Annotated in this window: 21 protein-coding genes; 11 read left to right on the top strand and 10 right to left on the bottom strand. The window is 44.3% G+C overall.

Annotated features, from left to right (window positions below):
• Positions 1–31 precede the first annotated feature (31 nt).
• From AACT19_RS22280 to AACT19_RS22265, 4 genes are all read left to right on the top strand, one after another.
• A complete protein-coding gene (locus AACT19_RS22280; RefSeq protein WP_004731904.1) occupies positions 32–1,372 on the top strand; it encodes a TRAP transporter large permease in 1,341 nt (446 codons plus the stop codon).
• Positions 1,373–1,383: 11 nt separating this feature from the next.
• Positions 1,384–2,304 (top strand): cache domain-containing protein, encoded by a 921-nt coding sequence (locus AACT19_RS22275; protein ID WP_076648819.1) that lies wholly within the window; start codon positions 1,384–1,386, stop codon positions 2,302–2,304.
• Between the two features lie 236 nt (positions 2,305–2,540).
• Complete coding sequence (locus tag AACT19_RS22270) at positions 2,541–3,113, top strand: malate synthase (protein WP_076648817.1); 573 nt, start codon at positions 2,541–2,543, stop codon at positions 3,111–3,113.
• A 486-nt stretch (positions 3,114–3,599) separates the two neighbouring features.
• Entirely contained in the window at positions 3,600–5,207 is a 1,608-nt protein-coding gene (locus AACT19_RS22265) for a BCCT family transporter (protein WP_076648815.1), read from the top strand.
• 253 nt (positions 5,208–5,460) lie between these two features.
• On the opposite strand, the gene AACT19_RS22260 is transcribed toward AACT19_RS22265, so the two are convergent.
• Positions 5,461–6,387, bottom strand: coding sequence for a M14 family metallopeptidase (locus AACT19_RS22260; protein ID WP_076648813.1), 927 nt, complete (start codon positions 6,385–6,387; stop codon positions 5,461–5,463).
• 174 nt (positions 6,388–6,561) lie between these two features.
• Here AACT19_RS22260 and AACT19_RS22255 point away from each other — a divergent pair, with 174 nt between their 5' ends.
• Entirely contained in the window at positions 6,562–7,467 is a 906-nt protein-coding gene (locus AACT19_RS22255; RefSeq protein WP_076648811.1) for a DUF808 domain-containing protein, read from the top strand.
• A gap of 137 nt (positions 7,468–7,604) precedes the next feature.
• On the opposite strand, the gene pyrC is transcribed toward AACT19_RS22255, so the two are convergent.
• Both pyrC and AACT19_RS22245 read right to left on the bottom strand, forming a co-directional pair.
• A complete protein-coding gene (gene pyrC / locus AACT19_RS22250; protein WP_076648809.1) occupies positions 7,605–8,633 on the bottom strand; it encodes a dihydroorotase in 1,029 nt (342 codons plus the stop codon).
• Between the two features lie 202 nt (positions 8,634–8,835).
• A complete protein-coding gene (locus AACT19_RS22245; RefSeq protein ID WP_004731890.1) occupies positions 8,836–8,994 on the bottom strand; it encodes a YqaE/Pmp3 family membrane protein in 159 nt (52 codons plus the stop codon).
• Between the two features lie 217 nt (positions 8,995–9,211).
• Between AACT19_RS22245 and AACT19_RS22240 the strand changes: the two genes are divergently transcribed.
• The gene (locus AACT19_RS22240; protein ID WP_076648807.1) at positions 9,212–11,068 is read left to right on the top strand and encodes a hybrid-cluster NAD(P)-dependent oxidoreductase; all 1,857 of its coding nucleotides are present in this window, start codon (positions 9,212–9,214) and stop codon (positions 11,066–11,068) included.
• Between the two features lie 96 nt (positions 11,069–11,164).
• On the opposite strand, the gene nadE is transcribed toward AACT19_RS22240, so the two are convergent.
• Complete coding sequence (gene nadE, locus AACT19_RS22235; protein WP_076648805.1) at positions 11,165–11,995, bottom strand: ammonia-dependent NAD(+) synthetase; 831 nt, start codon at positions 11,993–11,995, stop codon at positions 11,165–11,167.
• A 109-nt stretch (positions 11,996–12,104) separates the two neighbouring features.
• Here nadE and AACT19_RS22230 point away from each other — a divergent pair, with 109 nt between their 5' ends.
• Both AACT19_RS22230 and AACT19_RS22225 read left to right on the top strand, forming a co-directional pair.
• Positions 12,105–12,626, top strand: coding sequence for a nicotinate-nicotinamide nucleotide adenylyltransferase (locus tag AACT19_RS22230; RefSeq protein WP_017081421.1), 522 nt, complete (start codon positions 12,105–12,107; stop codon positions 12,624–12,626).
• 22 nt (positions 12,627–12,648) lie between these two features.
• Complete coding sequence (locus AACT19_RS22225) at positions 12,649–13,140, top strand: hypothetical protein (protein ID WP_076648803.1); 492 nt, start codon at positions 12,649–12,651, stop codon at positions 13,138–13,140.
• Positions 13,141–13,253: 113 nt separating this feature from the next.
• Here the strand turns inward: AACT19_RS22225 and AACT19_RS22220 are convergent, their stop codons facing one another.
• Positions 13,254–13,880, bottom strand: coding sequence for a hypothetical protein (locus AACT19_RS22220; RefSeq protein ID WP_017077381.1), 627 nt, complete (start codon positions 13,878–13,880; stop codon positions 13,254–13,256).
• Between the two features lie 175 nt (positions 13,881–14,055).
• Between AACT19_RS22220 and AACT19_RS22215 the strand changes: the two genes are divergently transcribed.
• Complete coding sequence (locus AACT19_RS22215) at positions 14,056–15,162, top strand: 1-acyl-sn-glycerol-3-phosphate acyltransferase (protein WP_076648801.1); 1,107 nt, start codon at positions 14,056–14,058, stop codon at positions 15,160–15,162.
• 152 nt (positions 15,163–15,314) lie between these two features.
• Here the strand turns inward: AACT19_RS22215 and AACT19_RS22210 are convergent, their stop codons facing one another.
• Positions 15,315–15,914 carry a hypothetical protein gene (locus AACT19_RS22210; RefSeq protein WP_017087359.1) on the bottom strand — a complete coding sequence of 200 codons (600 nt, stop codon included), beginning with the start codon at positions 15,912–15,914 and terminating at the stop codon, positions 15,315–15,317.
• Positions 15,915–16,014: 100 nt separating this feature from the next.
• On the opposite strand from AACT19_RS22210, the gene AACT19_RS22205 reads away from it, so the two are divergent.
• Positions 16,015–16,314, top strand: coding sequence for a DUF1496 domain-containing protein (locus tag AACT19_RS22205; protein ID WP_017095625.1), 300 nt, complete (start codon positions 16,015–16,017; stop codon positions 16,312–16,314).
• 39 nt (positions 16,315–16,353) lie between these two features.
• On the opposite strand, the gene AACT19_RS22200 is transcribed toward AACT19_RS22205, so the two are convergent.
• Positions 16,354–16,653 (bottom strand): YfcZ/YiiS family protein, encoded by a 300-nt coding sequence (locus AACT19_RS22200; RefSeq protein ID WP_004731876.1) that lies wholly within the window; start codon positions 16,651–16,653, stop codon positions 16,354–16,356.
• 530 nt (positions 16,654–17,183) lie between these two features.
• Here AACT19_RS22200 and AACT19_RS22195 point away from each other — a divergent pair.
• On the top strand, positions 17,184–17,645 hold the full coding sequence (locus tag AACT19_RS22195; RefSeq protein WP_004731875.1) for a TetR/AcrR family transcriptional regulator: 462 nt from the start codon (positions 17,184–17,186) through the stop codon (positions 17,643–17,645).
• A gap of 426 nt (positions 17,646–18,071) precedes the next feature.
• Here AACT19_RS22195 and AACT19_RS22190 read toward each other — a convergent pair whose 3' ends face one another.
• The 3 genes from AACT19_RS22190 to AACT19_RS22180 all read right to left on the bottom strand — a co-directional run bounded on the left by AACT19_RS22190 (position 18,072) and on the right by AACT19_RS22180 (position 20,926).
• The gene (locus AACT19_RS22190) at positions 18,072–18,854 is read right to left on the bottom strand and encodes a heme ABC transporter ATP-binding protein (RefSeq protein WP_076648797.1); all 783 of its coding nucleotides are present in this window, start codon (positions 18,852–18,854) and stop codon (positions 18,072–18,074) included.
• Positions 18,854–19,891: a FecCD family ABC transporter permease gene (locus AACT19_RS22185; protein ID WP_029222281.1), complete on the bottom strand. Its 1,038-nt coding sequence runs from the start codon at positions 19,889–19,891 to the stop codon at positions 18,854–18,856. Before AACT19_RS22185 ends, AACT19_RS22190 begins: the two co-directional genes overlap by 1 nt.
• A 144-nt stretch (positions 19,892–20,035) precedes the next feature.
• A complete protein-coding gene (locus AACT19_RS22180) occupies positions 20,036–20,926 on the bottom strand; it encodes a heme/hemin ABC transporter substrate-binding protein (RefSeq protein WP_017077388.1) in 891 nt (296 codons plus the stop codon).
• Positions 20,927–21,047: the final 121 nt, after the last annotated feature.

Below are 21,047 nucleotides of genomic sequence, written 5' to 3'. Positions count from 1 at the left end.
CAGAGAATAGCCGTAATAGAGAGATGTAATAATGGAATCCTATTTAACTCTAATTTTATTTGGTGGCTTCTTAACCCTGTTAATTCTGGGTGCACCAATCACAGTATCACTGGCCGGCGCTTCAATGGCGGCCTATATGTTGCTCGACAAAAATCCCATCGCGTTAGTACAAATCGCATTTACTTCGGTGGGTAACTTCCCGTTAATGGCGCTGCCGGCCTTTGTTCTTGCTGGCGCATTAATGGAGGCGGCGGGTATCTCCAAACGTCTGGTGGATATTGCAGAGAGCTTAGCCGGACCCGTGACGGGTGGCCTTGGCGCTGCAACGGTAATGGCCTGCCTTTTCTTTGGAGCTATCTCAGGTTCAGGCCCAGCCACGACCGCTGCGGTTGGTATGTTGATGGTACCAGCAATGGTTAAGCGAGATTACGATAAGAGCTACGCCTCCGCGGTGACTGCCGCTTCAGGGGGATTGGGTATCATTATCCCGCCATCCATCCCGTTAGTTATTTTCGGCATCTCAGCAATGGGATTAATGGCACCGCCTGAAGCCATCGCTCAACACGGGCAATTTGCTTCTTTATCTATTCCTAAATTGTTTGTTGCTGGGGTTGTGCCGGGTTTCATTATGGCGTCGACGCTAGTGGTCACTAACTACTTTATTGCTAAACGTGAAGGTTACAAAGGGCTGACTGAAAACTGGTCATTTGGCGAAGTAAGACACTCTTTGCGTCGTGGTATTTGGTCGATACTGGCTCCGTTTTTGATTCTCGGGGGCATCTACAGTGGCATGTTCACACCAACAGAGTCGGCGGTTGTGGCTATCTTCTATTCACTGTTTGTTGGGGTGTTTATTCACCGAGAGTTATCGTTCAAAAGCACGATTAAATCATTGTCGACAACGACATGGATCACTGGACGTGTGTTGCTGATTCTATTCGCGGCAACGGTATTTGGTCGCTTGCTAATCGAACAAAAAATTCCAGTTGTGGTGGCGGAGTCGCTGTTAGGGTTCACTGACAATATGTACATGGTATGGGCACTGACTATTGTGTTACTGCTTTTCGTTGGCATGTTTATGGAAACGTTAGCCGCGATCATGATTATCGTACCGGTCTTGCTGCCAATTATGTACATGCTCGGCGCGGATCCTACTCACGTTGGTATTGTGGTGGTATGTACGCTCTCGATAGGATTTGCTACGCCGCCACTCGGTGAAAATATCTTTGTCGCCTCGGGGATAGGCGGAGCCACGGTCGAACAGATCACCGCGAAGATCCATCCCTTTGTGCTTGCATCCGTCATTGGCGTTTTCGTTATCGCTTTCTTCCCGCAAATTACGCTTTGGCTACCGTCCTTAGTGGGCTATTAGGAGAAGTCACTATGAATATATCAAGAATTATCCTTATTGGTTGTGCCGTATTTGCAGTGAACAGTGGCATTGGACTACGTGCCGAACATTCAGAAACAGCAAAAGAAAACGAGCCAGTTAATGTGCTCGATATTTCAGAGCCACATGTGGTCAGCGATGCTGAAAGAAGAGCCAAAACCCTGCTTGCTAAAGCGGTTGTCCATGTACAAAAGGATGGCGATGAGAGTGTCAAAGACTTCATGAGTGATGCCGAATATATAGATGGTGAGCTCTATGTGTTTGCTCTTGGTATTGATGGCCAATTCCTTGCCAGTGGCGGCTCTTCAATGGTGTTGGTGGGCGACAGTGTTTTGGATACTCAAGACGTTTACGGTAATCCCTTTTTCCGTGAAATGATCACTAAGGCTGTGCACAACGGGTTTGGCGAAGTTCAGTATCATTGGACTAATCCGACTGACCGCATGGGCGAGCCTAAAACCACTTTCTTTGAACGTGTGGGTGATGTGATTGTTGCCGTGGGGTATTACCCAGAACGCTCTAGTGCAACAGAAGCTAAGCGATTATTGGCGAGAGCGATGGCCGCGATAGTGGAATCAGAGCAGGACAGTCTCGCGGAGTTCAATGATACCGAAGGCAGCTTTGTTGAGGGAGACTTGTATGTGTTCGTGATGGATATGAGCTCTGGAAAGTTGCTCGCGCACGGTGTATCCCCTGAGCTTGTCGGGCGTTCACACAACGAAATCCTAAGCCCTGACGATAAGCCAATTCTCACTGAGATGTTAAACCTAGCCAAAGAAAATGGCCGAGGCGTTTATACCTATCAATGGTTAAACCCGCTGTCGAGCAAAGTGGAAACCAAGCACACTTATTATCGAGTGATCGACAATAAGTTGGTTGGTGTTGGTTATTACACAAATTCAAACAACACGTAAAAGTGTTTCTACTGAGCCCTCAACCCAGTTAGATAAAGGGCTAGGGGCTCAAAATACCGGTTTGTGTAAAAAAGCAATTTAGTAAAATTAACACTGTGAAATTTTTGTTGTGAAATTGTTTCTAAAATACAAGTAGTATGAAATACATGGAAGCAACACAGTAAAGAACAATTTTGAAAAGGGTCAATCAGGATTTTTGACCTACATGAAATTCAAAGCCGTAAGAGGGAAAGACTATGAATATGCTGACACTAGACAGAACAGAACTTCACAGAAACCATTCAACATTTATTGCTGAAGCTGTCTTTGCCGTAGAAATGGTGAAAGCAGATAAGCAGCTCGAAAAACAAAAAATGGCGAAACAGTTGCTTGATACTCTATTTCCTCTTGAGGCAGGTTCACACGAAGACGCAGTGAGCTATGAGATTGACTACCGACATGTTCAGGTTTACTTCAAAAATGGCGAACATACTGGCTTAAAACGAGCGAAGCACTTTGTTGCTTTCACGGGCGATAAGTCTAAGCCTTCAGCAATCCTATTTCGTGATGAAAGCGGTACACACGTTGAAGTGACAATCGGTGCTCGTAAAGGCACTGGCTACTTAGAATTGGTTGATATTCAAGATATCCAGTTAGAGACATGCACCACGTTTGGCCAAACTGAGGCGAGCCGTTCTTCTGGCATCCGTCACTGGGTGAGCTTAGTGAAAGGCGATGAGAGCGGTCGACCGAACGCTTCAAGTGAAGATAAAGAGTTCACGGCAAAAAATGGCGAAGACTATAACCTAGGTTTTTGCTTCGTGATCTAATGTGCTGTCTTTGAAATGTGAAGTGCTGCTCTGCTAGACGTAGCACTGACATTTGAATACTGATTTCTCTTTTACCTTTGGTAATTTCCCCGCCCCTATAGCGGGGCTTTTTTGTTAGAGCTATAAATAAATTAGGCTGTTGTTGATTTTATCTTTAGAAAGTTTGAATGAGATTTTACGGTGCGTTATTTTAATTTAAAGCACTGTATTTAAAGATCTTTATTTGTTTATTTTATTCTGTTTTTATTGGCTTAACTATCACTATTGACGGTGGTTTGGGTGACTATTGAGCTAAAACTCAGTCAAAATGCTTTGAGCTGTGCTATAATCCGCGCCTTGGGATTGAGCCAATAAGTCCATTTGTCACCAATCATTGTGATTTTTATCGCCTTTTTATTTAGGTGGTGCGGCGAGCCAATCAAGTAGTAATTGGATATGGAGAGCGTCCTTATATTCGTTGATTCGGATATGCGAACATCATAATTTATGAGTTTTAAATCAAAAAAATACAGTATTGATTCTACTGACTATCAAGTTGGTCAAGACAACGTCAGTAAATGGGGCATGGATGTCCATAACACAGTCTTCGTAGCCTCAGTAGGCTTATCTCTTCTCTTCATCATCACTCTTCTTGCTCTTCCTCCTGCAGATGCTAAAGCTGCTATTGATTCTATCAAGGGTGCTGTTTTATCAAAGTTTGACTTCCTCTTTATGTGGGGAGCTAACATCATGCTAGCGTTTGCCGTTGTTCTCGCGTTTTCACCTTTGGGTAAAATTCGTCTAGGTGGCGAAGACGCGACGGCGGATTACTCCATGTCATCTTGGATAGCAATGCTATTCGCAGCGGGTATGGGTATCGGGCTTATTTTTTGGGGTGTTGCAGAGCCAACCGCGTTCTTCACGAACTGGTTCGGAACGCCACTCGGTGCAGAACCTTTTACAGAAGCAGGCCGTGAACTAGCTCTTGGCGCGACACTGTTCCACTGGGGTTTTCATGCATGGGCTATCTATGGCATGACGGCGCTTTGTCTAGCGTACTTTGTTTACAACAAAGGCTTACCGCTATCAATGCGTTCTGTGTTTTACCCAATACTGGGTGAACGAGTATGGGGCAAAACCGGTGATGTGATCGACGTATTAACGGTACTGGTTACTCTGTTTGGCCTTGCGACTTCATTAGGCCTAGGTGGTACGCAGGCAGCAAGTGGTATTAGCCACGTGTTTGGCTTGGAAAACAACATCTACCTTCAGCAATCTATTATCGTTTTGATTATGGGCTTGGCGATCATCTCTGTTATGCGTGGCATGGACGGTGGTGTTAAGTTCCTAAGTAACCTGAACATGGTTATTGCGTTCGTATTCCTTGGTCTTATCGCTGTTCTGAACTTCACAACCGTGCTTGATTCTGTGGCAACGGCGGTGACGGGTTATGCGAATAACATCGTAGCGTTGAGCCAAAGCTCTGGTCGTGAAGACACAACATGGCTGCATGGCTGGACTGTGTTCTACTGGGCATGGTGGGTTGCGTATGCACCTTTCTTCGGCATGTTTGTAGCGCGTATTTCTAAAGGTCGTACGGTTCGTGAGTTTTTACTTTGCGTACTGATTATCCCAACATTGGTAACGTCGGCTTGGATGGCTATCTTCGGTGGCGTGGCTATCGAGCAGGTGATTAACCATGTGGGACAACTTGGCCTCGACCAAGGCATTACAGACGTATCTCTAAGCTTGTTCTACATGCTAGATGCTTACTCGTTCGGTAGCATTCTGTCAGTTCTCGCAGTCGCGCTGATCATCGTGTTCTTCGTTACAACACTAGACTCAGGTTCTATTGTTATCGATGGTATGACTGCGGGTGGTAAGCTTGAAGTGCCAGTGAAGCAGAAAGTGGTTTGGGCGGTTATCTCAGGTGCTATTGCAATGGTGATGCTGTGGATTGGTGGTACTCAATCTATCCAAGCTCTGCAATCGATCACGATCATTGCTGCATTGCCGTTTACGATCATTCTTCTGATTGGTTGTTTCAGCTTGTTGAAAGGTCTACTGACTGAAGTAGATAAAGGACAAGAAAACGTTAGCGAAACCGTTAAATAAAGTAATTAAGTATGGGGAGTAGATAGTTCGCTAGTTACTCCTTACTAAGTATTATTTCAAAGCTCTCTTGTACTGTGTGCAAGGGAGCTTTTTTATGCCCAAGAAGAAATCAAAGACAAGCCGATAAGACAAAAAAAGAGCCACAAGTGAATCGTCACTTATGGCTCTTTTTTAGTTTTAGGGATTAGCTTTAGGAGACTAGTTATTGGGGAACTCGCTATTAAGTGCTTGGTGCGAGGTCTTAAGTAGTCGCTTAAGCGTTTAATTCGTGTTGGATTACGTAATCCAAAGCACCGACTACCGCAGCAACTTGAGCGTCATTACACTCTTCATCTGTTACTTTATCGCTGTCTGGGTAAACCTCAGTGGTTGTGCCGTACTTACAATCAGTCACACCACCACACAAGCCTAGCTTCTTCATAGGGTAGTTGATCACGCCATGTTGGGTAACTTCAGAACCAATGATCTTGCCGTCTGCATCTGCTGGTGCAATATGGGTCACTTTTTCGACCGAAGCAATAACCGCTGCTTGGAATTCTGGTTGTGGATTTTCAGTATCACCAACTGTGTAGAAACCGTCTGGGATCATACCTTCGATGTACTCAATACCATCACGCGCTGCGAGTGCTGGTCGGAATTCTGTTTCGTCAGAATCCGTCGTTTCGTGTAGATCAACGTGAACCAACACTTCTGGTAAAGAAGCGACTAATGCACGTAGGTTCGCTGATTCTTCTGCTGGTGTACCATCGTAGAAAGAGCGGTTTGGATCGACAGCATTTGGGTTCCAACGGTTGATGACTTCGTAACCCCAAGGGCTCACACAAGGTGCTACTAGAATGTTGAAATGCGCTGCGTATTGTTCTGCTTGAGTCGCGGCGAATTTGATCGCGCCATGCACACCACTGGTTTCGTAACCGTGAACACCACCTGTTACCAGAATCGTAGGCTTTGACTCGTCCCAGTTTTTGCTCTTGATTGCGAAGAGTGGGAAGCGAGCTTCGTCGTAGCTTAGTGCACCGTATTGTTCGATATCAAAACGGTCTGCAAGTGCTTTAATCTTTGGTACAACTTCTTGTTGATATTCACGCTTAACCGTTCTTTGAGCGAACCATGCTTGACGTTCTGCTTGTTGCCATTTTTGTCCTGGCTCACCGATTGGGTAGGAGTATTCACTTTTCATCTATACTTCTTCTTTTATGTTCGTGAAAGATGAAGACAGACTAGTCCTGTCTAGCTGAGACGGCAATAGAAAACACAACTTGTGACTCTATTTTTTACAGACTCATAACTTTGATGAGTGGATTGATGGTGTTACATTTTATCAATTGTTTAATCCCTTAAAAGAGACCATAAAATGGCTGGAGCAAGTTTATTAACGCTACTGGATGACATTGCAACCGTGTTGGATGATGTCGCACTGATGTCTAAGGTGGCAGCTAAAAAAACCGCAGGTGTGTTGGGGGATGATTTAGCGCTGAACGCTCAGCAGGTATCCGGTGTTTCTGCTGAAAGAGAAATCCCAGTGGTATGGGCGGTTGCCAAAGGCTCATTTAAAAACAAGCTGATTTTGGTGCCTGCGGCATTATTGATCAGTGCCTTTATTCCTTGGCTGATCATGCCTTTGCTTTTGATTGGTGGTCTGTTTCTTTGTTTTGAAGGCGCAGAGAAAATCTTAGAGAAGCTGTTTCCTCATTCTCATCAAGATGATGAAAAGGGAGAGGATACGAGTACTGGCGAATCCATAGAGGAATATGAGAAGAGAAAGGTCGCAGGCGCGATTCGTACTGATTTCATATTATCTGCGGAAATCATCGTGATAGCTCTGGGTACCGTGACGGGTACAAGTATCGTCACTCAGATTCTTGTCGTGAGTTTGATTGCAGTTGTGATGACGATTGGTGTTTATGGCTTAGTTGCTGGGATCGTGAAGTTGGACGATTTAGGTTTCTATCTCCAGCGAACATCGAATGGGAGTACCATTAAAACTCAATTGGGTAACGGGCTAGTCGCGTTTGCGCCCAAGTTAATGAAGACGCTTGCGGTGGTCGGTACTGCGGCGATGTTCTTGGTTGGCGGCGGTATTGTGGTGCACAACGTTCCTGCGATTCATCATTTAATTGAACCGATTATTATGGACTTCAGTGGACATTCGATTGCAACCGCGGTGGTACCAACACTGTTGAATGGTGTGATTGGGGTTTTAGCTGGATTGATCGTTGTTGCTGTTTGGACTGTGATTGGAAAAATTCGCGGTAAGTAATCGCTAATTACTGACCTTAATAAAACCATCTCTCCACGAAACAAAAAAGGGTCACCATAATCATTATGGTGGCCCTTTTTATTTGGAATGGAAGTGTTTACTTCATTGTCCAAGTTCTTATTTTACCGACCAAGTGTTTATTTTACGGACCAAGCAATCGTCTCGCCGCCACGGATTGGCACAACGATGTCTGAACCGAAAGGCATGGTTTCAGCAACGTTCCACTCTTCTTTAACGAGAGTGATGGTGTCTGAGTTACGTGGCATGCCGTAGAAGTCTGGGCCGTTGTGGCTCGCGAACGCTTCTAGGTTTTCAAGCTTACCTTCTAAGTCGAACACTTCTGCGTACAGTTCAACGGCAGCGTGCGCTGTGTAAGAACCCGCACAACCACATGTTGACTCTTTTGCACCTTTTGCGTGTGGTGCAGAGTCTGTACCCAAGAAGAACTTCTTGCTGCCGCTTGTTGCCGCCTCGATAAGTGCTAATTGGTGAGTGTTGCGCTTCAGAATAGGAAGGCAGTAGAAGTGTGGCTTAATGCCGCCAACCAACATGTGGTTGCGGTTATAAAGCAAGTGGTGCGCTGTAATGGTTGCTGCTACGTTGTCGTTAGCATTCTTAACGAAAGTCGCTGCATCTGCAGTCGTGATGTGCTCAAGAACAATCTTCAAGTTAGGGAAGTCGTTCACAATCGGTGCTAGAACTGTGTCTAGGAACTCTTTTTCACGGTCAAAAATATCAACATCGTGAGCCGTTACTTCACCGTGAACCAGTAACAACATATCCACTTCTTGCATGGCTTCTAACACGTGGTAAATCTTTTGCGCTGACGTTACGCCTGAATCCGAGTTAGTCGTTGCGCCTGCTGGGTAAAGCTTTGCAGCGACTACTGCACCAGACTCTTTCGCTTTGCGAATTTCGTCAGGTGTTGTGTTGTCTGTCAGGTAAAGTGCCATTAGAGGCTGGAATTGCTCGCTTGGCTGCTCTGCCATGATGCGTTCACGGTAAGCTAAAGCCATTTCGGTATCGGTTACCGGTGGGATGGTGTTTGGCATGATTAACGCTCGACCATTGTAGCGGCTGATATCGCGCACTGTATCTTTTAATACTTCGCCATCGCGTAGATGAACGTGCCAGTCGTCAGGACGAGTAATCGTAAGTTGTGTCATTGAAGGCTCCCACCATTTGAAGTGTTATGTAGTTGGAGCCTAAACTCAGCGAAATCTGTGAAAGCAATCGCTTACGTTTAGGCGACAGGATGATAGTGGAAAAGTACTTTCATTTCATCCTATTTTTAACTCTTCAGGGCTAGGAGCTTGTTTTTCTGAGTATTTTATTCGGTATTAATTCTCGTAGATGCTAGGAGGCGGGTTAACGAGTCGCCACCCAGAGTCCGTGAATCATTCCTGGCACCCAGAAGAAGAAAGTCAGGATGATGTTAATCAATAGGTCTTTACCTGCACCACGAGCGAAGAACACGCCAACAGGCGGAAGTAGTACACATAAGATGATAATGACGAGTTTGTTCATGATAAATCCTTTTTATTCAATGAAAGTTCAAAGCAGCAATCGTGTTCAAAGTATAGAGCGTATGGAGAGTGTTACTGCATTGCTGCCTTAATGTATCAAAATAGAAAGCTAAACATCTCAAGATAATAGCTTAGTATCAAGTGTTTAATGCCTGCCAGTTTATCTATTTATAACCATTTGTTAGCATTGGGACAAATAACAAAACATTGGAATCGTTATGTCGCAGCTACCGTCAGATCAAAAGGCTTCACAGCAAGTGCCTTCTCTATCTCAAATCAATGTATTTCCGGTTAAGTCAGTGGGCGGGATTGCACTCTCTTCTGCTTGGGTCGAAAAACAAGGTCTTACTTTCGACAGACGCTTTATGTTGGCGTTGGCTGATGGTTCAATGGTGACGGCGCGTAAGTACCCTAAAATGGTCAAAGTATCTTCTAGCTTGCAACCCGATGGTTTGATCTTCACTTATGAAGCTAAAGAACCGCTGCGCTTAAAGTATGCGAGCTTCAAGATGCAAGAAGCACCAGCAACGGTGTGGAAAGACAGCTTCACGGCATACACGACATGTGATGAAGCCGATGATTGGTTCAGTGATGTGTTGGGCGTGCGCGTTGAGCTACTGTTTTCTGGCGAGCAATCGAATCGTGTTCGAGAAAAGCTCGGTCATAATGTGAGCTTTGCCGACGGTTACCCAATGTTAGTGATCAGCCAAGCCTCTCTTGATGAACTCAATCGCCGCAGCCCTGAAACCCATTCAATGGATCAGTTCCGCACCAACTTTGTTGTTTCCAACACAGAACCTTTTGCTGAAGATAGCTGGAAGCGTATCCGAATTGGTGAGGTTGAATTTGAATCCGTTAAGCCTTGTGAACGATGTATCCTAACCACGGTTGATGTCGAGAGTGGCGAGCTTAGAGCGACAAAAGAGCCGCTTAACACCTTTTCATCATTCAGAGCAAACGAGCGCGGTGGCGTTTTCTTTGGCCAAAACCTTGTGGCTAAAAATGAAGGCTTAGTCAAAGCCGGTGATGTTGTTGAAGTATTAGAAACTAAAGAAAAAGAGCACTACGAAGATACATGGGTAGAATCGCTACACTTAACTTGCGTTGAGCGTGAAGAGATCGCTCGAGACTTTACGACGTTCTGGCTAGAGCCAGCGAAAGAGAACCACGCATTACCAAGCTATCAGCCAGGGCAACATCTACCGATTGAAATGGTAATTAATGGCGAAAAAGTGTCTCGTCGTTACACGTTATCTTCGAGCCCATCACGCGCAGGGCGTTTAGCGATTTCTGTAAAGCGAGTGGACGATGGTCAAATCTCAAACTGGCTCATTGATCACTTCCAAGTGGGGGATACTCTTGTTGCTCAAAACCCAGATGGTGCTTTCTATCTAGAACAAAATCCAACGCACCCGTTACTACTATTATCCGCAGGTAGTGGCATTACGCCAATGTTGTCGATGCTTCGCTACTTGGCAGACCATGGTCAAATTGATGATGTGGTTTTCTATCATCAATGCAGCAGCGAAGAAGACATCCCTTATCAAGCAGAGATTGACAAGATCGCCAGTGAGCACGATGGTCTTCGTGTGATTTATTCATTAAGCCAACCAACCAAAGAGTGGGATGGTTTATCTGGGCGTCTAAGCGTGTCGCATGTCGCTAAAATTGAAGAACTACACAAGCGCCAAGCGTTCGTGTGTGGCCCTGACGGCTTTATGGATAATGCAAAGAAACTGCTGATTCAAATGGGACTCAACCCTCAGCATTACCACCAAGAAGCGTTTGGCGTGGCTCAGTCGACTGAGGAAGCTGTGAAGCAACTTCAGTTGAGTGTCAATGGCTACTTGTTCGAAGGTAATAATCAGTCAACCTTGCTAGAGCAAGCAGAGTCGGCTGGTGTGTCTATCGCTTCAAGCTGCCGTGCTGGTTTCTGTGGCGCTTGTAAAGTGACCCTCGAGTCTGGGCAAGTTCATCAACCTGATGTGCCTGCATTGCAAGAGCATGAACGCAATATGGGTCAGATACTGGCGTGTTGCAGTGTGCCTCAAACCGATATCGAAGTTGTGGATTAACGACACGTTCGGTCAAAAGGAAAAACACTAAATAGAAAAGGCCGGAAGTTCGTAAATGAGCTTCCGGCCTTTTTGATTCTGAGACTAATTTAAAAATTAATCGTAGATCGTTGGGATTGGTTGACGCTTGTGCTGTGTTGCTTTGTAGATGCCAACTAAGCGATCTGATACGTCTTGAGAGACTTCTTTGCCTTCAAGGAAATCATCGATTTGATCGTAAGAAAGGTTCAATGCTGCTTCATCGGCTTTCTGAGGGTCAAGCTCTTCTAGATCAGCAGTTGGTACTTTCTTAACAAGTTGCTCTGGAGCGCCCAGCGTTGCTGCAAGCTCACGAACTTGGCGTTTGTTCAGGCCGAACAAAGGTGCTAAATCACATGCGCCGTCACCGTGCTTAGTGTAGAAGCCAGTAATGTTTTCCGCTGAGTGGTCGGTACCGATGACAAGACCACCAACGTAACCTGCGATTTCGTATTGTGCGATCATGCGAGCACGTGCTTTCACATTCCCTTTCACAAAGTCGATTTTTGCTGAATCTGTTGGTAGCAGGCCTGTGCCTTCAAGAGCAACGTGAGATGCGGCGTGAAGCCCATCAACACCCGCTTTAATGTTTACAGAAACGGATTGAGAAGGCTGAATGAAAGACAGAGCAAGTTGTGCTTCGTCTTCATCTTTTTGCTCACCATAAGGCAGGCGAACGGCGATGAATTGGTAGTTGTCGCTACCAGCGCTTTCATTCAGGCTATCAACTGCCATTTGTGCTAAACGGCCACAGGTCGTTGAGTCTACACCGCCACTGATACCAAGGATCAGAGACTTGCAGCCTGACTGCTGAAGTTTAGTTTTGATAAAGTCCACACGGCGAGTCACTTCGAAGTGAGGGTCAATTGAAGGTAGTACGCGCATTTCGTCACGAATTAACTGTTCCATTCGTATTCCTTTCCTGCAAGCAAATTAAAAATCTAGTGTTATCATACCTAAATCATCCGATTTAAAAACCTCTTTGCACAAGCTTAGAAAGAGAAGGCAGTAATAAATAATGGAAAAAATAGCCATTTTCGGTAGTGCGTTTAATCCGCCGAGCTTAGGGCACAAAAGTGTGATTGATTCGTTGGCTCACTTTGACAAAATTCTACTTGTTCCAAGTATTGCCCATGCTTGGGGAAAAGAGATGCTAGACTTTGATACGAGATGTCAGTTAGTTAACGCATTTATTAGCGATCTTTCACTGGATCAAGTGGAGCTTTCTTTGATCGAAAAAAGTTTGTTTACTCCAGGTGAAAGCGTCACGACTTATGCAGTGCTCAGTGAACTCCAAAAGTTACATCGTGACGCTGAACTGACGTTTGTTATTGGCCCAGATAACTTCTTTAAATTCTCATCTTTCTATAAATCAGATGAGATTACCAAGCAGTGGTCTGTGATGGCTTGCCCTGAAAAAGTAAAGATTCGTAGTACCGATATCCGCCTTGCTTTGCAAAATGGGAGCAATGTTGCGAAATTGAGTACAAAGTCAGTTACAAAGATATTGCAAGATGGTGAACTGTATACAATAATGTAGATTCACTAATTTAAGAGGTCTGATGACTATGCTAAAGCGCGCGATACCAGCGACGATGATCATTGCAGCATGCAGTATGCCTGCTCACGCTGATTGTGATTTCTTTAGCTTAGATTCGATCATGCTGACTTCTGACGATGAAAATAACTGTTTAGACTTGTCTACGAGCCTTGAATCCTTCGGTCAACGTATGATGGAGCTCAGTGGATTAAGCGAAGATGAATCTGAATCAACGGCAGACTATTGGTCTGATTGGGTTATTCAGAGCAAAGATACGCCTCTATTAACTCAAAGCCTTGAATCTAACTACGTTGGATTAGGTATGTGGTTCCCAGAAGATCTCGAAGATGATCAGTATGATATGTCGACAGAAGAGTGGTTGATGAATCATGGTCTTCAATTAAGCATTGGCTTTGGTGATAAAGTAGAAGGGCAACCACGCATGCGATTTGATTACCGTTGGCATGACTCACGAGACGCTGACCTAATGATGCAGGTTGAATTGCCGTTCTAGACCGTTAGGTTATTAATCGATGCTAAGAATTAAAAAAGCCGCAAAAACTGAGTTTTTGCGGCTTTTTAGTATCTGGTTTGTTGCTTTCATATTAGCTATAACTTATCGCTAAGCTATAAATCTTCACCAAAAACAAGCATGCACAGCTGTTCAAACTCTTCTTCTTTGCCTGAGAACAAATCATCAATCACAAGTGCACGTTTCTGACCCGACTGCATACGTTTCTTTGCCTCGCGCATTACCATCACCAAGGTGTGTTCTTGCGGTAGGTTCGAGTCATCGATGTTCCACTGATTGAATCGCTGAGACAAAGCACTTTCGCAAAGCAGTGGCTTAAATGCCAACACTTCTTGCTTGAGAACAGAAAGCATATCTTTAAACGCTTGCTCCGTATTATTGGCATTTGAAGCGCGAGCTTTGGTTAGCTCCAACTTTTCCAGTAACGCAGAAGAGAGGTTGGTTTGCGTGATGTATCCTGCTTGTCTCGGGAATGAGTCGGTCAAACGAACTGAGAAATCGACACGATTAACCTGGGTGTTTGGAAAGTAGGTCAGTGATGTTAGGCAGTCATATGGAATCCATACACTCTGGCCTGGCTCGACGGCATACTCTTGTTTACCCAGCTTTATCAAAACCAAGCCACTTTGAACCGATACAAGGCTATGTTTAAGTACTTTCTTGCGAGGTGTGATCACCAAGTGTGAAAAGTAAGCCGATGTATATTCAATAGCGAAGTTCATAGATAGTACCTTAATTTTGGGGCGTCAAGATTACCGTTAATTTTAAAGAATGCCAACAATAACAGGGTATTTTCAATCTTTCTGGTCTGACCTTGTCAAAAGTATGGACTCTGTAGCTGCGAGAAGTCAAAACAACGCGTAGAATGAGCCAGATTTTTATTATTTGAATTAAAAAATGACCTCTCCGACCGATCCATATGTTGATATTCGTCCTTACGGCGATGATGAAATTCCAGCGGCACTAAACCGTCTTATTAATGATGAAGAATTTATCAGTGCGATTCTGCACTATCGTTTTTCAAACCATGCGTCTTGGTTTAAAGCATTAATGAGCCCGATCTTGCGCGTTTACTTGAAAATGAAATGGAGCAAGCTGACCAGCGTTGAATCCATTCAGATTGAAGTTAAGAAATACTTGCGAGATACATTAGCGAAAACCACGAATGGTGTGACATACACAGGTGTAGAGTCACTGGACGCTAGTCAAGCTTACCTGTTTATTTCAAATCACCGTGATATTGCTATGGATCCAGCATTAGTTAATTACGCATTGCATCACAACAATCACCAAACTTGCCGAATTGCAATTGGTGACAACTTGTTGAAGAAACCATGTGCGACTGAACTGATGCGCCTTAATAAGAGCTTTATTGTAAAGCGTTCTTTGAAAGGGCCGCGTGAGATGATGAAAGCACTAGGGCAGTTGTCTTCGTACATTAAGCATTCTTTGGAAACGGGCAATTCTATCTGGATCGCTCAAAAGGAAGGCCGTGCAAAAGACGGTAATGATTTTACTGAGCCAGCAATCTTGAAGATGTTCCACGTTGAAGGTCGTAAGCAGAAAATTGCCTTCCCTGAGTACGTGAAGTCGTTGAAGATCGTTCCTGTGTCTATTTCTTACGAAAACGATCCATGTGACATCGCGAAAGCGATCGAGCTTTTTGAAAAAGACGTAAACGGCAGTTACGAAAAGGGTGAATTTGAAGATATCGAAAGTATCATTCAAGGTATCATCGGTAGTAAAGGACGTGTTCATGTTGGTTTCGGTCAGGTTATCGACCAAGATTTTGATACGCCTGAAGCGCTTGCTCAAGAGATCGACCGCCAGATCCACGACAACTACAAACTGTTTCCAGTAAACTTGCTGGCAGCGGAAAAAGAAGACGAGTCGATTACAGCAGCGGTTAAGCAGGAGTTTGAAGATAAACTATCTGGTTTGCCACAAGGTGCTCGTCAGTACTTGATCGACAGCTATGCGAATCCAGTGAAGAACATTGGTTAACGAGCGTTAGTTAGCTTGTGAGTTGAGTCGTAACTTGCTTGAATTGAAAAAGGAGCCTTGGGCTCCTTTTTTGTTTCTGAATTACTACTACTACTACTACTGCTGTATTAGAGTTTTAGAGGAGCAATAGAGCAATAGAGCTTTAGGCTGAACTAGCGAGCGACAGCGCCACCAAGCTCTAGGTTTGTTGGCCACGTGGTAATCGTGTTACCACCGAGGTAGATATTGCCTTTGACTGTCATGGTGTCGGGAAATGTTGTAATTCCAGAACCGCCTATATATAAATCGCCTTCAATCACTATCCCGTTTGGTAGCTCTGTCAAAGGCGTACGAATCACACTCAGGTCGCCTTTCACTCTAAAGCCATTGGGTAGCCTCTGGAGGGGAGTATCCGTGAGGTTAATAAATCCGCCCACTCTCACACCTCTTGGCCAACTGGTAATCTGACTGCCAATCAAGTCGGCATAGCCTTTTATCTTCACTCCCGAGGGAACCCGCGAGAGTTGGCTGTTACCGCCTTTAAGACTTCCGTTTACTTCCAACCCTTTGGGTAGGCGGGTAATCGCAGTGTTCTCAATATTGAGGTTGCCATCAACGATTAACCCTGTTGGCAGTGATGTGTATGGCTTATTTCGTAAATATAAGTTTCCGTAATTATCCAGATGGTTCAATATTTGATACTGATCGAGTGGTTCAGCAGTCACATTTGTTATGGTTAAAGAACCAATAATAAGTGCAATTATTCGGAGCATAACAAGCTTCTTATTACGATAGACGTTAACACTATAAAGAAAAAATTATTCTCGCATAGTGTTTTACTCATTTGTTGGTAGGTAGAAAGGAATAAGAGACATGAAAGATAAATTTTCGGTTCGAATAAAGCATCAAATTCTAAAATGCTTTGTGATTCTGACCTCTGCGTTTTGTTCAATATCAGTAAGTGCTAATAAAATAATATCAACGCCTGCAAAAGCGGCAGTGGTTGTCACTCAGAGTACTTCACAGCAACGAGTTTGTTATTACAATGATAAGGCATATAGTGTTGGTGCTATCGTTGAGGTCTCCGGTGTTGTGATTAAATGTGCGGCTGAAAATGACTTTGAGACCAATGGTGCTCTAGGTTGGGTTGAAATAATAAAAAAAGACGAGTAATAAACTCGTCTTTTAATTATATGAGTATAAGTGCTTATATTAACGCGCTAGAGAGCGAGTCTTAAGTTCGAAAATAATTTTCTCAGCGCTTACTTCAAATTTAAAGCGTGCGTGCAATTCTGTGCTGTCTTCAGTCATCTCTGATGCTTCAAATTCAACATTGCTAGACACCTGCTTTGCTAACTCAACGTACTTAGCTAATTCAGCTTCAATAAGGGCTTTGGAGTTGCCGTAAACCGTTACCTCAGCAACCTCGTCGCCTTCTTTAATGATGAAGCCAATTTCACCTGCGCAACCGCAAGCCTCACATACATCGTTGTTACCAATATCTTGGCTCATAAATAATCCTCTTACAAAGTCTGAGGTTATTCTAACGAGCAATTTGAACTGTATCTACAAAAATTAAAACCTTTGAACTAATTTATACTGGTATGCTATGTTGTTTGTTAAGGTGTTTAATGAATATCTACATTCGCGCCGATAAATATGTATGTGATTTACCTCACGTTTTGTTGAAAAGGAATGTTATTAATTTGTCAGAATATCATTCACTTAGTTGCGTCAGGAATGATTTTATAAGACTATCTATCGCTTGATAGGTATTTATACAATGAATTTTTCGTTGGGTATTTCATATTCGAAGTCGTTATTTAAAATTATCGACTTAGGATTGTAAGGTGATTTTCGAAGAATAATTAGACAAAGTGTCCAAAGAGACATCACTGTAAAATTGTTCGTACATAGTATTTGTGTGCATTTAGTTCTAAATACTTGCGAAAAAACATCTTGCTCACATAATGCTGATAACGATTTTCATTCTGACTTCATTTGATTGAGTTAGATGGATTTACAAAGAGAAGAGCCTGAATATGCCAAAGCGTAGTAAAGAAGATACAGAAATCACGATCCAGAAGATCATGGATGCCGTTGTGGACCAGCTATTGAGATTGGGTTACGACAAGATGTCATACACGACATTGAGTCAACAAACAGGCGTTTCTCGTACAGGTATTAGTCATCACTTTCCTAAGAAAACGGATTTTACTGCTGCTTTAGACGGTCGTATTTTCAAGATGTTTATGGAACACATTGACTTTGAAAATGGCCTTGACGCATTTTCAGCTAGCTGGGTTGCAGCACTTGAAGACGCTGAGTTCCTAGCAATTTTACGTTTACTTTTCCATCATATCGTTACTGCTGAGAGCGCTCATGAGTTCGCTGCAAACGGTATTGACCGTCTATACAAGCTGACTGAAACTCAGTTTGGTGATACTAGCGGTAAAGAACTAGAGTGGTTGATTGGTAAGTCATTGATTCGCATGAGTCAGTAATCAACACACGATAAAAGAAGCTCCTACGGGGGCTTTTTTTGTGTCTGCAATTTCTCTTTCTCTTTCTCTTTCTCTTTCTCTTTCTCTTTCTCTTCCGCTTTTTCTCTCGAACTCATATCGCTTCTGCTATCTTGCTTTGTGCCAAATGAAGTTATTTCTTTTCTTTTTATATGCTTACGCTCGAGTCTTACATTCCACCTCAATTGCGAAAAGCTTAGCAACACTAACTGATTATGTTTATTTCTAGAGCCTCAAACGCTCTGGGTGAGCCGTTTTATAGCTTATTGCTATGGTTACTAACAAAATTGAGTTTAAGGCGAGAGAGAGGCTGTGAGCCAATAAAAAAGCCTCGACTAAATCGAGGCTTTGAATGGTGTCGGCGATAGAAGGAACGAATACTCTAAATGCGCCAGTTTTTGATTGTGTTTATTGTGCGGGATGAACCTGAGGGAAGCTCATGGTTGGGTGTTTTTCGACGATACTTTTGTACCCGTATACGTCTTCAATCATTGACGGCTTTAGCGCCTCCCAAGGACTTCCATCGCAAACTAAGTGTCCATCCTTCAATACCACTAATCGGTCGGAATATTGAGCGGCTAGGTTTAAATCATGCAAAACTACGATAACCGCGGCATTGTGGTTGTCGGCTAGCTCTCTCGCGATCTTTAAGGTGTTGTGCTGGTGGGCAAGATCCAGTGCTGATGTGGGTTCATCAAGCATCAAGATACATTGGCCACCAGAATAGTGAAGCTGGGTTAGCACTCGAGCCAAATGAACACGCTGTTTTTCACCGCCGGATAGCGAAGGGTAGAGCCTTTCACTCAGGTGAGTCACATCGGCAACATCCATTTTTTGACTAGCGATGTTGGTGAGGTTCTTGTTGGACTCTTGCAGAGGGATTCCACCAAGCTCGACAACTTCATGTGCCAAAAATGGGAAGGTCAACGTACTGTGCTGAGGTAGCATAGCCAGATGCTTCGCCAATTTTTGAGAAGGCCACTTGTCTTTGGTGTGTCCAAAATATTGGATATCGCCGTTGCTTGATATCTCTTGGCACAAGGCTTTAAGTAACGTGCTTTTTCCTGCGCCATTTGGCCCAAGCAGTGTGGTTACCTTTCCTGCCTCAATCTCAATAGAAACGCCATCTAATATCACTTTGCTGCCGAACTTCACTTCGATATCGGTCGCTTTTAACGCTGAAGGAAACATTAAAGGATTCTCCCTTTCTGTTGAAATAGAAGGTACAAGAAGAATGGAGCGCCGATAATCGCGGTAACAATGCCCACAGGCAATTCTGCTGGTGCCAGTACCACTCGAGAGAACATGTCTGCGGCTGTTAGCAATAGTGCGCCTAGCACTGCTGACAATGGCAAAAGAACTCGGTGATCTGGGCCTGCCAACATACGACCTAAATGAGGGATAACGAGCCCGATGAAACCGATCATGCCAGACAGGCTCACTGTGATACCAACGCCCGCAGCTGTCAATAGAATGAGTTTTCGTTTGAGTTTTTGTACTGGAATGCCAAGGTGTTGCGCTTCTGACTCACCTAAGAGCAGGGCATTCAGTGACATCGCTTGACGGTAAAAAACAATAAACAGTGCTACGAGCGTAACTGCAGCAAGCAAAATGCCTGACCACTTCGCTCCTGCTAGTGAACCCATCGACCATAATGAAAGATCACGCAGCATTTGGTCATCAGCGATGAAGTTCAAGAACCCAATACCAGCCCCAGAGAGCGCACTGATCGCCACACCCGCCAACAACATGATGGTGACAGAAGTGCCGAACTTACCCGTGCCTAGTTTATAGACCAAGAGTGTGGTTAAAGCGCCACCCAAAAAGGCAAACACAGGAACGGCCGCAAAATTCATGAAGGCCGGGTATTGCAATGAGAGTTCAGAGAAAAGAACAATAGCCAACGCCGCGCCTAATGCCGCGCCTGCAGAGACACCGATGATCCCCGGCTCAGCAAGCGGGTTGCGGAATAGCCCCTGCATAACCGCACCACACAAAGCGAGAATCGCGCCGATTAGCATGCATAAAATGGTTCTAGGTAAGCGAATCTCTTGAATCACTAAATTGATGTGTGGGGCTAAATCATTGTTTGGTTGGAGTAAGCTCGCTGCACTGTCAGCTAAGCTAATGTTCATTGGCCCAACGGTAATTGAGAACAGTGCGACGAAGACTAGGGTAGCCCCTAGGCCTAACATCGATGTTTTCAGTGGGACGGATCGTAGCAACATAAAGGGCCTCAATGTCCATCGCTAGCTTCAATATCCATCACCAACATTGCGGAAAAGCGGGTTGGTAATGGAAACTGAGCTAGCAACAGTAAGAATAGGGTGGTCGAGTTATAGCGGGTAGATAAGTTATAACGGATAGATAAGTTATAACGGATAGATAAGAGCGTTTAATCGCTTCGCTTCTGAAAGGCTTTCGAGGCCAAGTCCGCCGACTAATGCACTGCCTTTTACGGTAATGATTTGTTTGTTCATGCCAGCAGGAGTCGCTGCTAACATAGGCAGCGATTTAAGAATGGCGTCAGCGCCGCCCATTTTTTGGTAGCTGCGGCCACTCACCAAGATGACATCAGGCTGCATTTCAACGAGTGATTCCATCGATAGTGGCTTGTAAGACGTTAGGCTTTTAGCCGCAGGGTTCACACCGCCAGCCAATTCAATGATTGCGTTTGGTGACGTTTCACCGCCAGCAACGTTCGCCGGGCGACCTTCATGCAATAATAAGAACAGAACTTTCTTCGCTTCGTTGTTGGGTACTTGGTTTGCTTTTAGCGCCGCAATCTTATTATTTACTTCAGCTTTGACTTGCTGTGATTGAGCTTCGGTGTGGGTAATTTTTGCGATTTGGTCGATACGCTTTAATAACCCCTCAACGTTTGCTTCGGTATTGACGATCTCGACATCGACACCGGCAGATTTCAATTGAGAAATCGCGTTGTCAGGTCCCATTTCATCTGAGCCAATTAGTGTCGTTGGTTCTAAAGCAATCAAGCCTTCTGCTGAAAGGTTTCGGTGGTAACCAATCTTCGGCAGGTTCTCTGCTTGAGGGAAATGGCTGGTCACATCAATCGCTACTAACTGCTCTTCAGCACCTAGAGCTAAAACCAATTCAGTCACAGCACTGCCCGCACTGATGATTCGAGGTTGCTCAGCGTCGTTAGCATTGGCGATAGGTGCTGTTAGTACCAAGCTCATTGCAGCTACTGAAAGGAGATGTCTCTTGGTCGTTAATTTATTGAGCACGTTTAAGTTGTTCATAATCATTTCTTTATATTATCTACTTGTTTCGCGAAGATTCTCAGTGAGCAGTCCGTTCGCATTGTGAGTTCGTATCGATAGAGAGGTTTAGCTCTGCTTCTTTGGTGTTAGTCATCAAGAG

The organism is Vibrio sp. 10N.222.47.A9 (assembly GCF_963872585.1).
GTDB lineage: Bacteria > Pseudomonadota > Gammaproteobacteria > Enterobacterales > Vibrionaceae > Vibrio > Vibrio splendidus.
The sequence above is the reverse complement of the archived record's forward strand: the minus strand, read 5'-3'. Positions and strand labels throughout refer to the sequence as shown.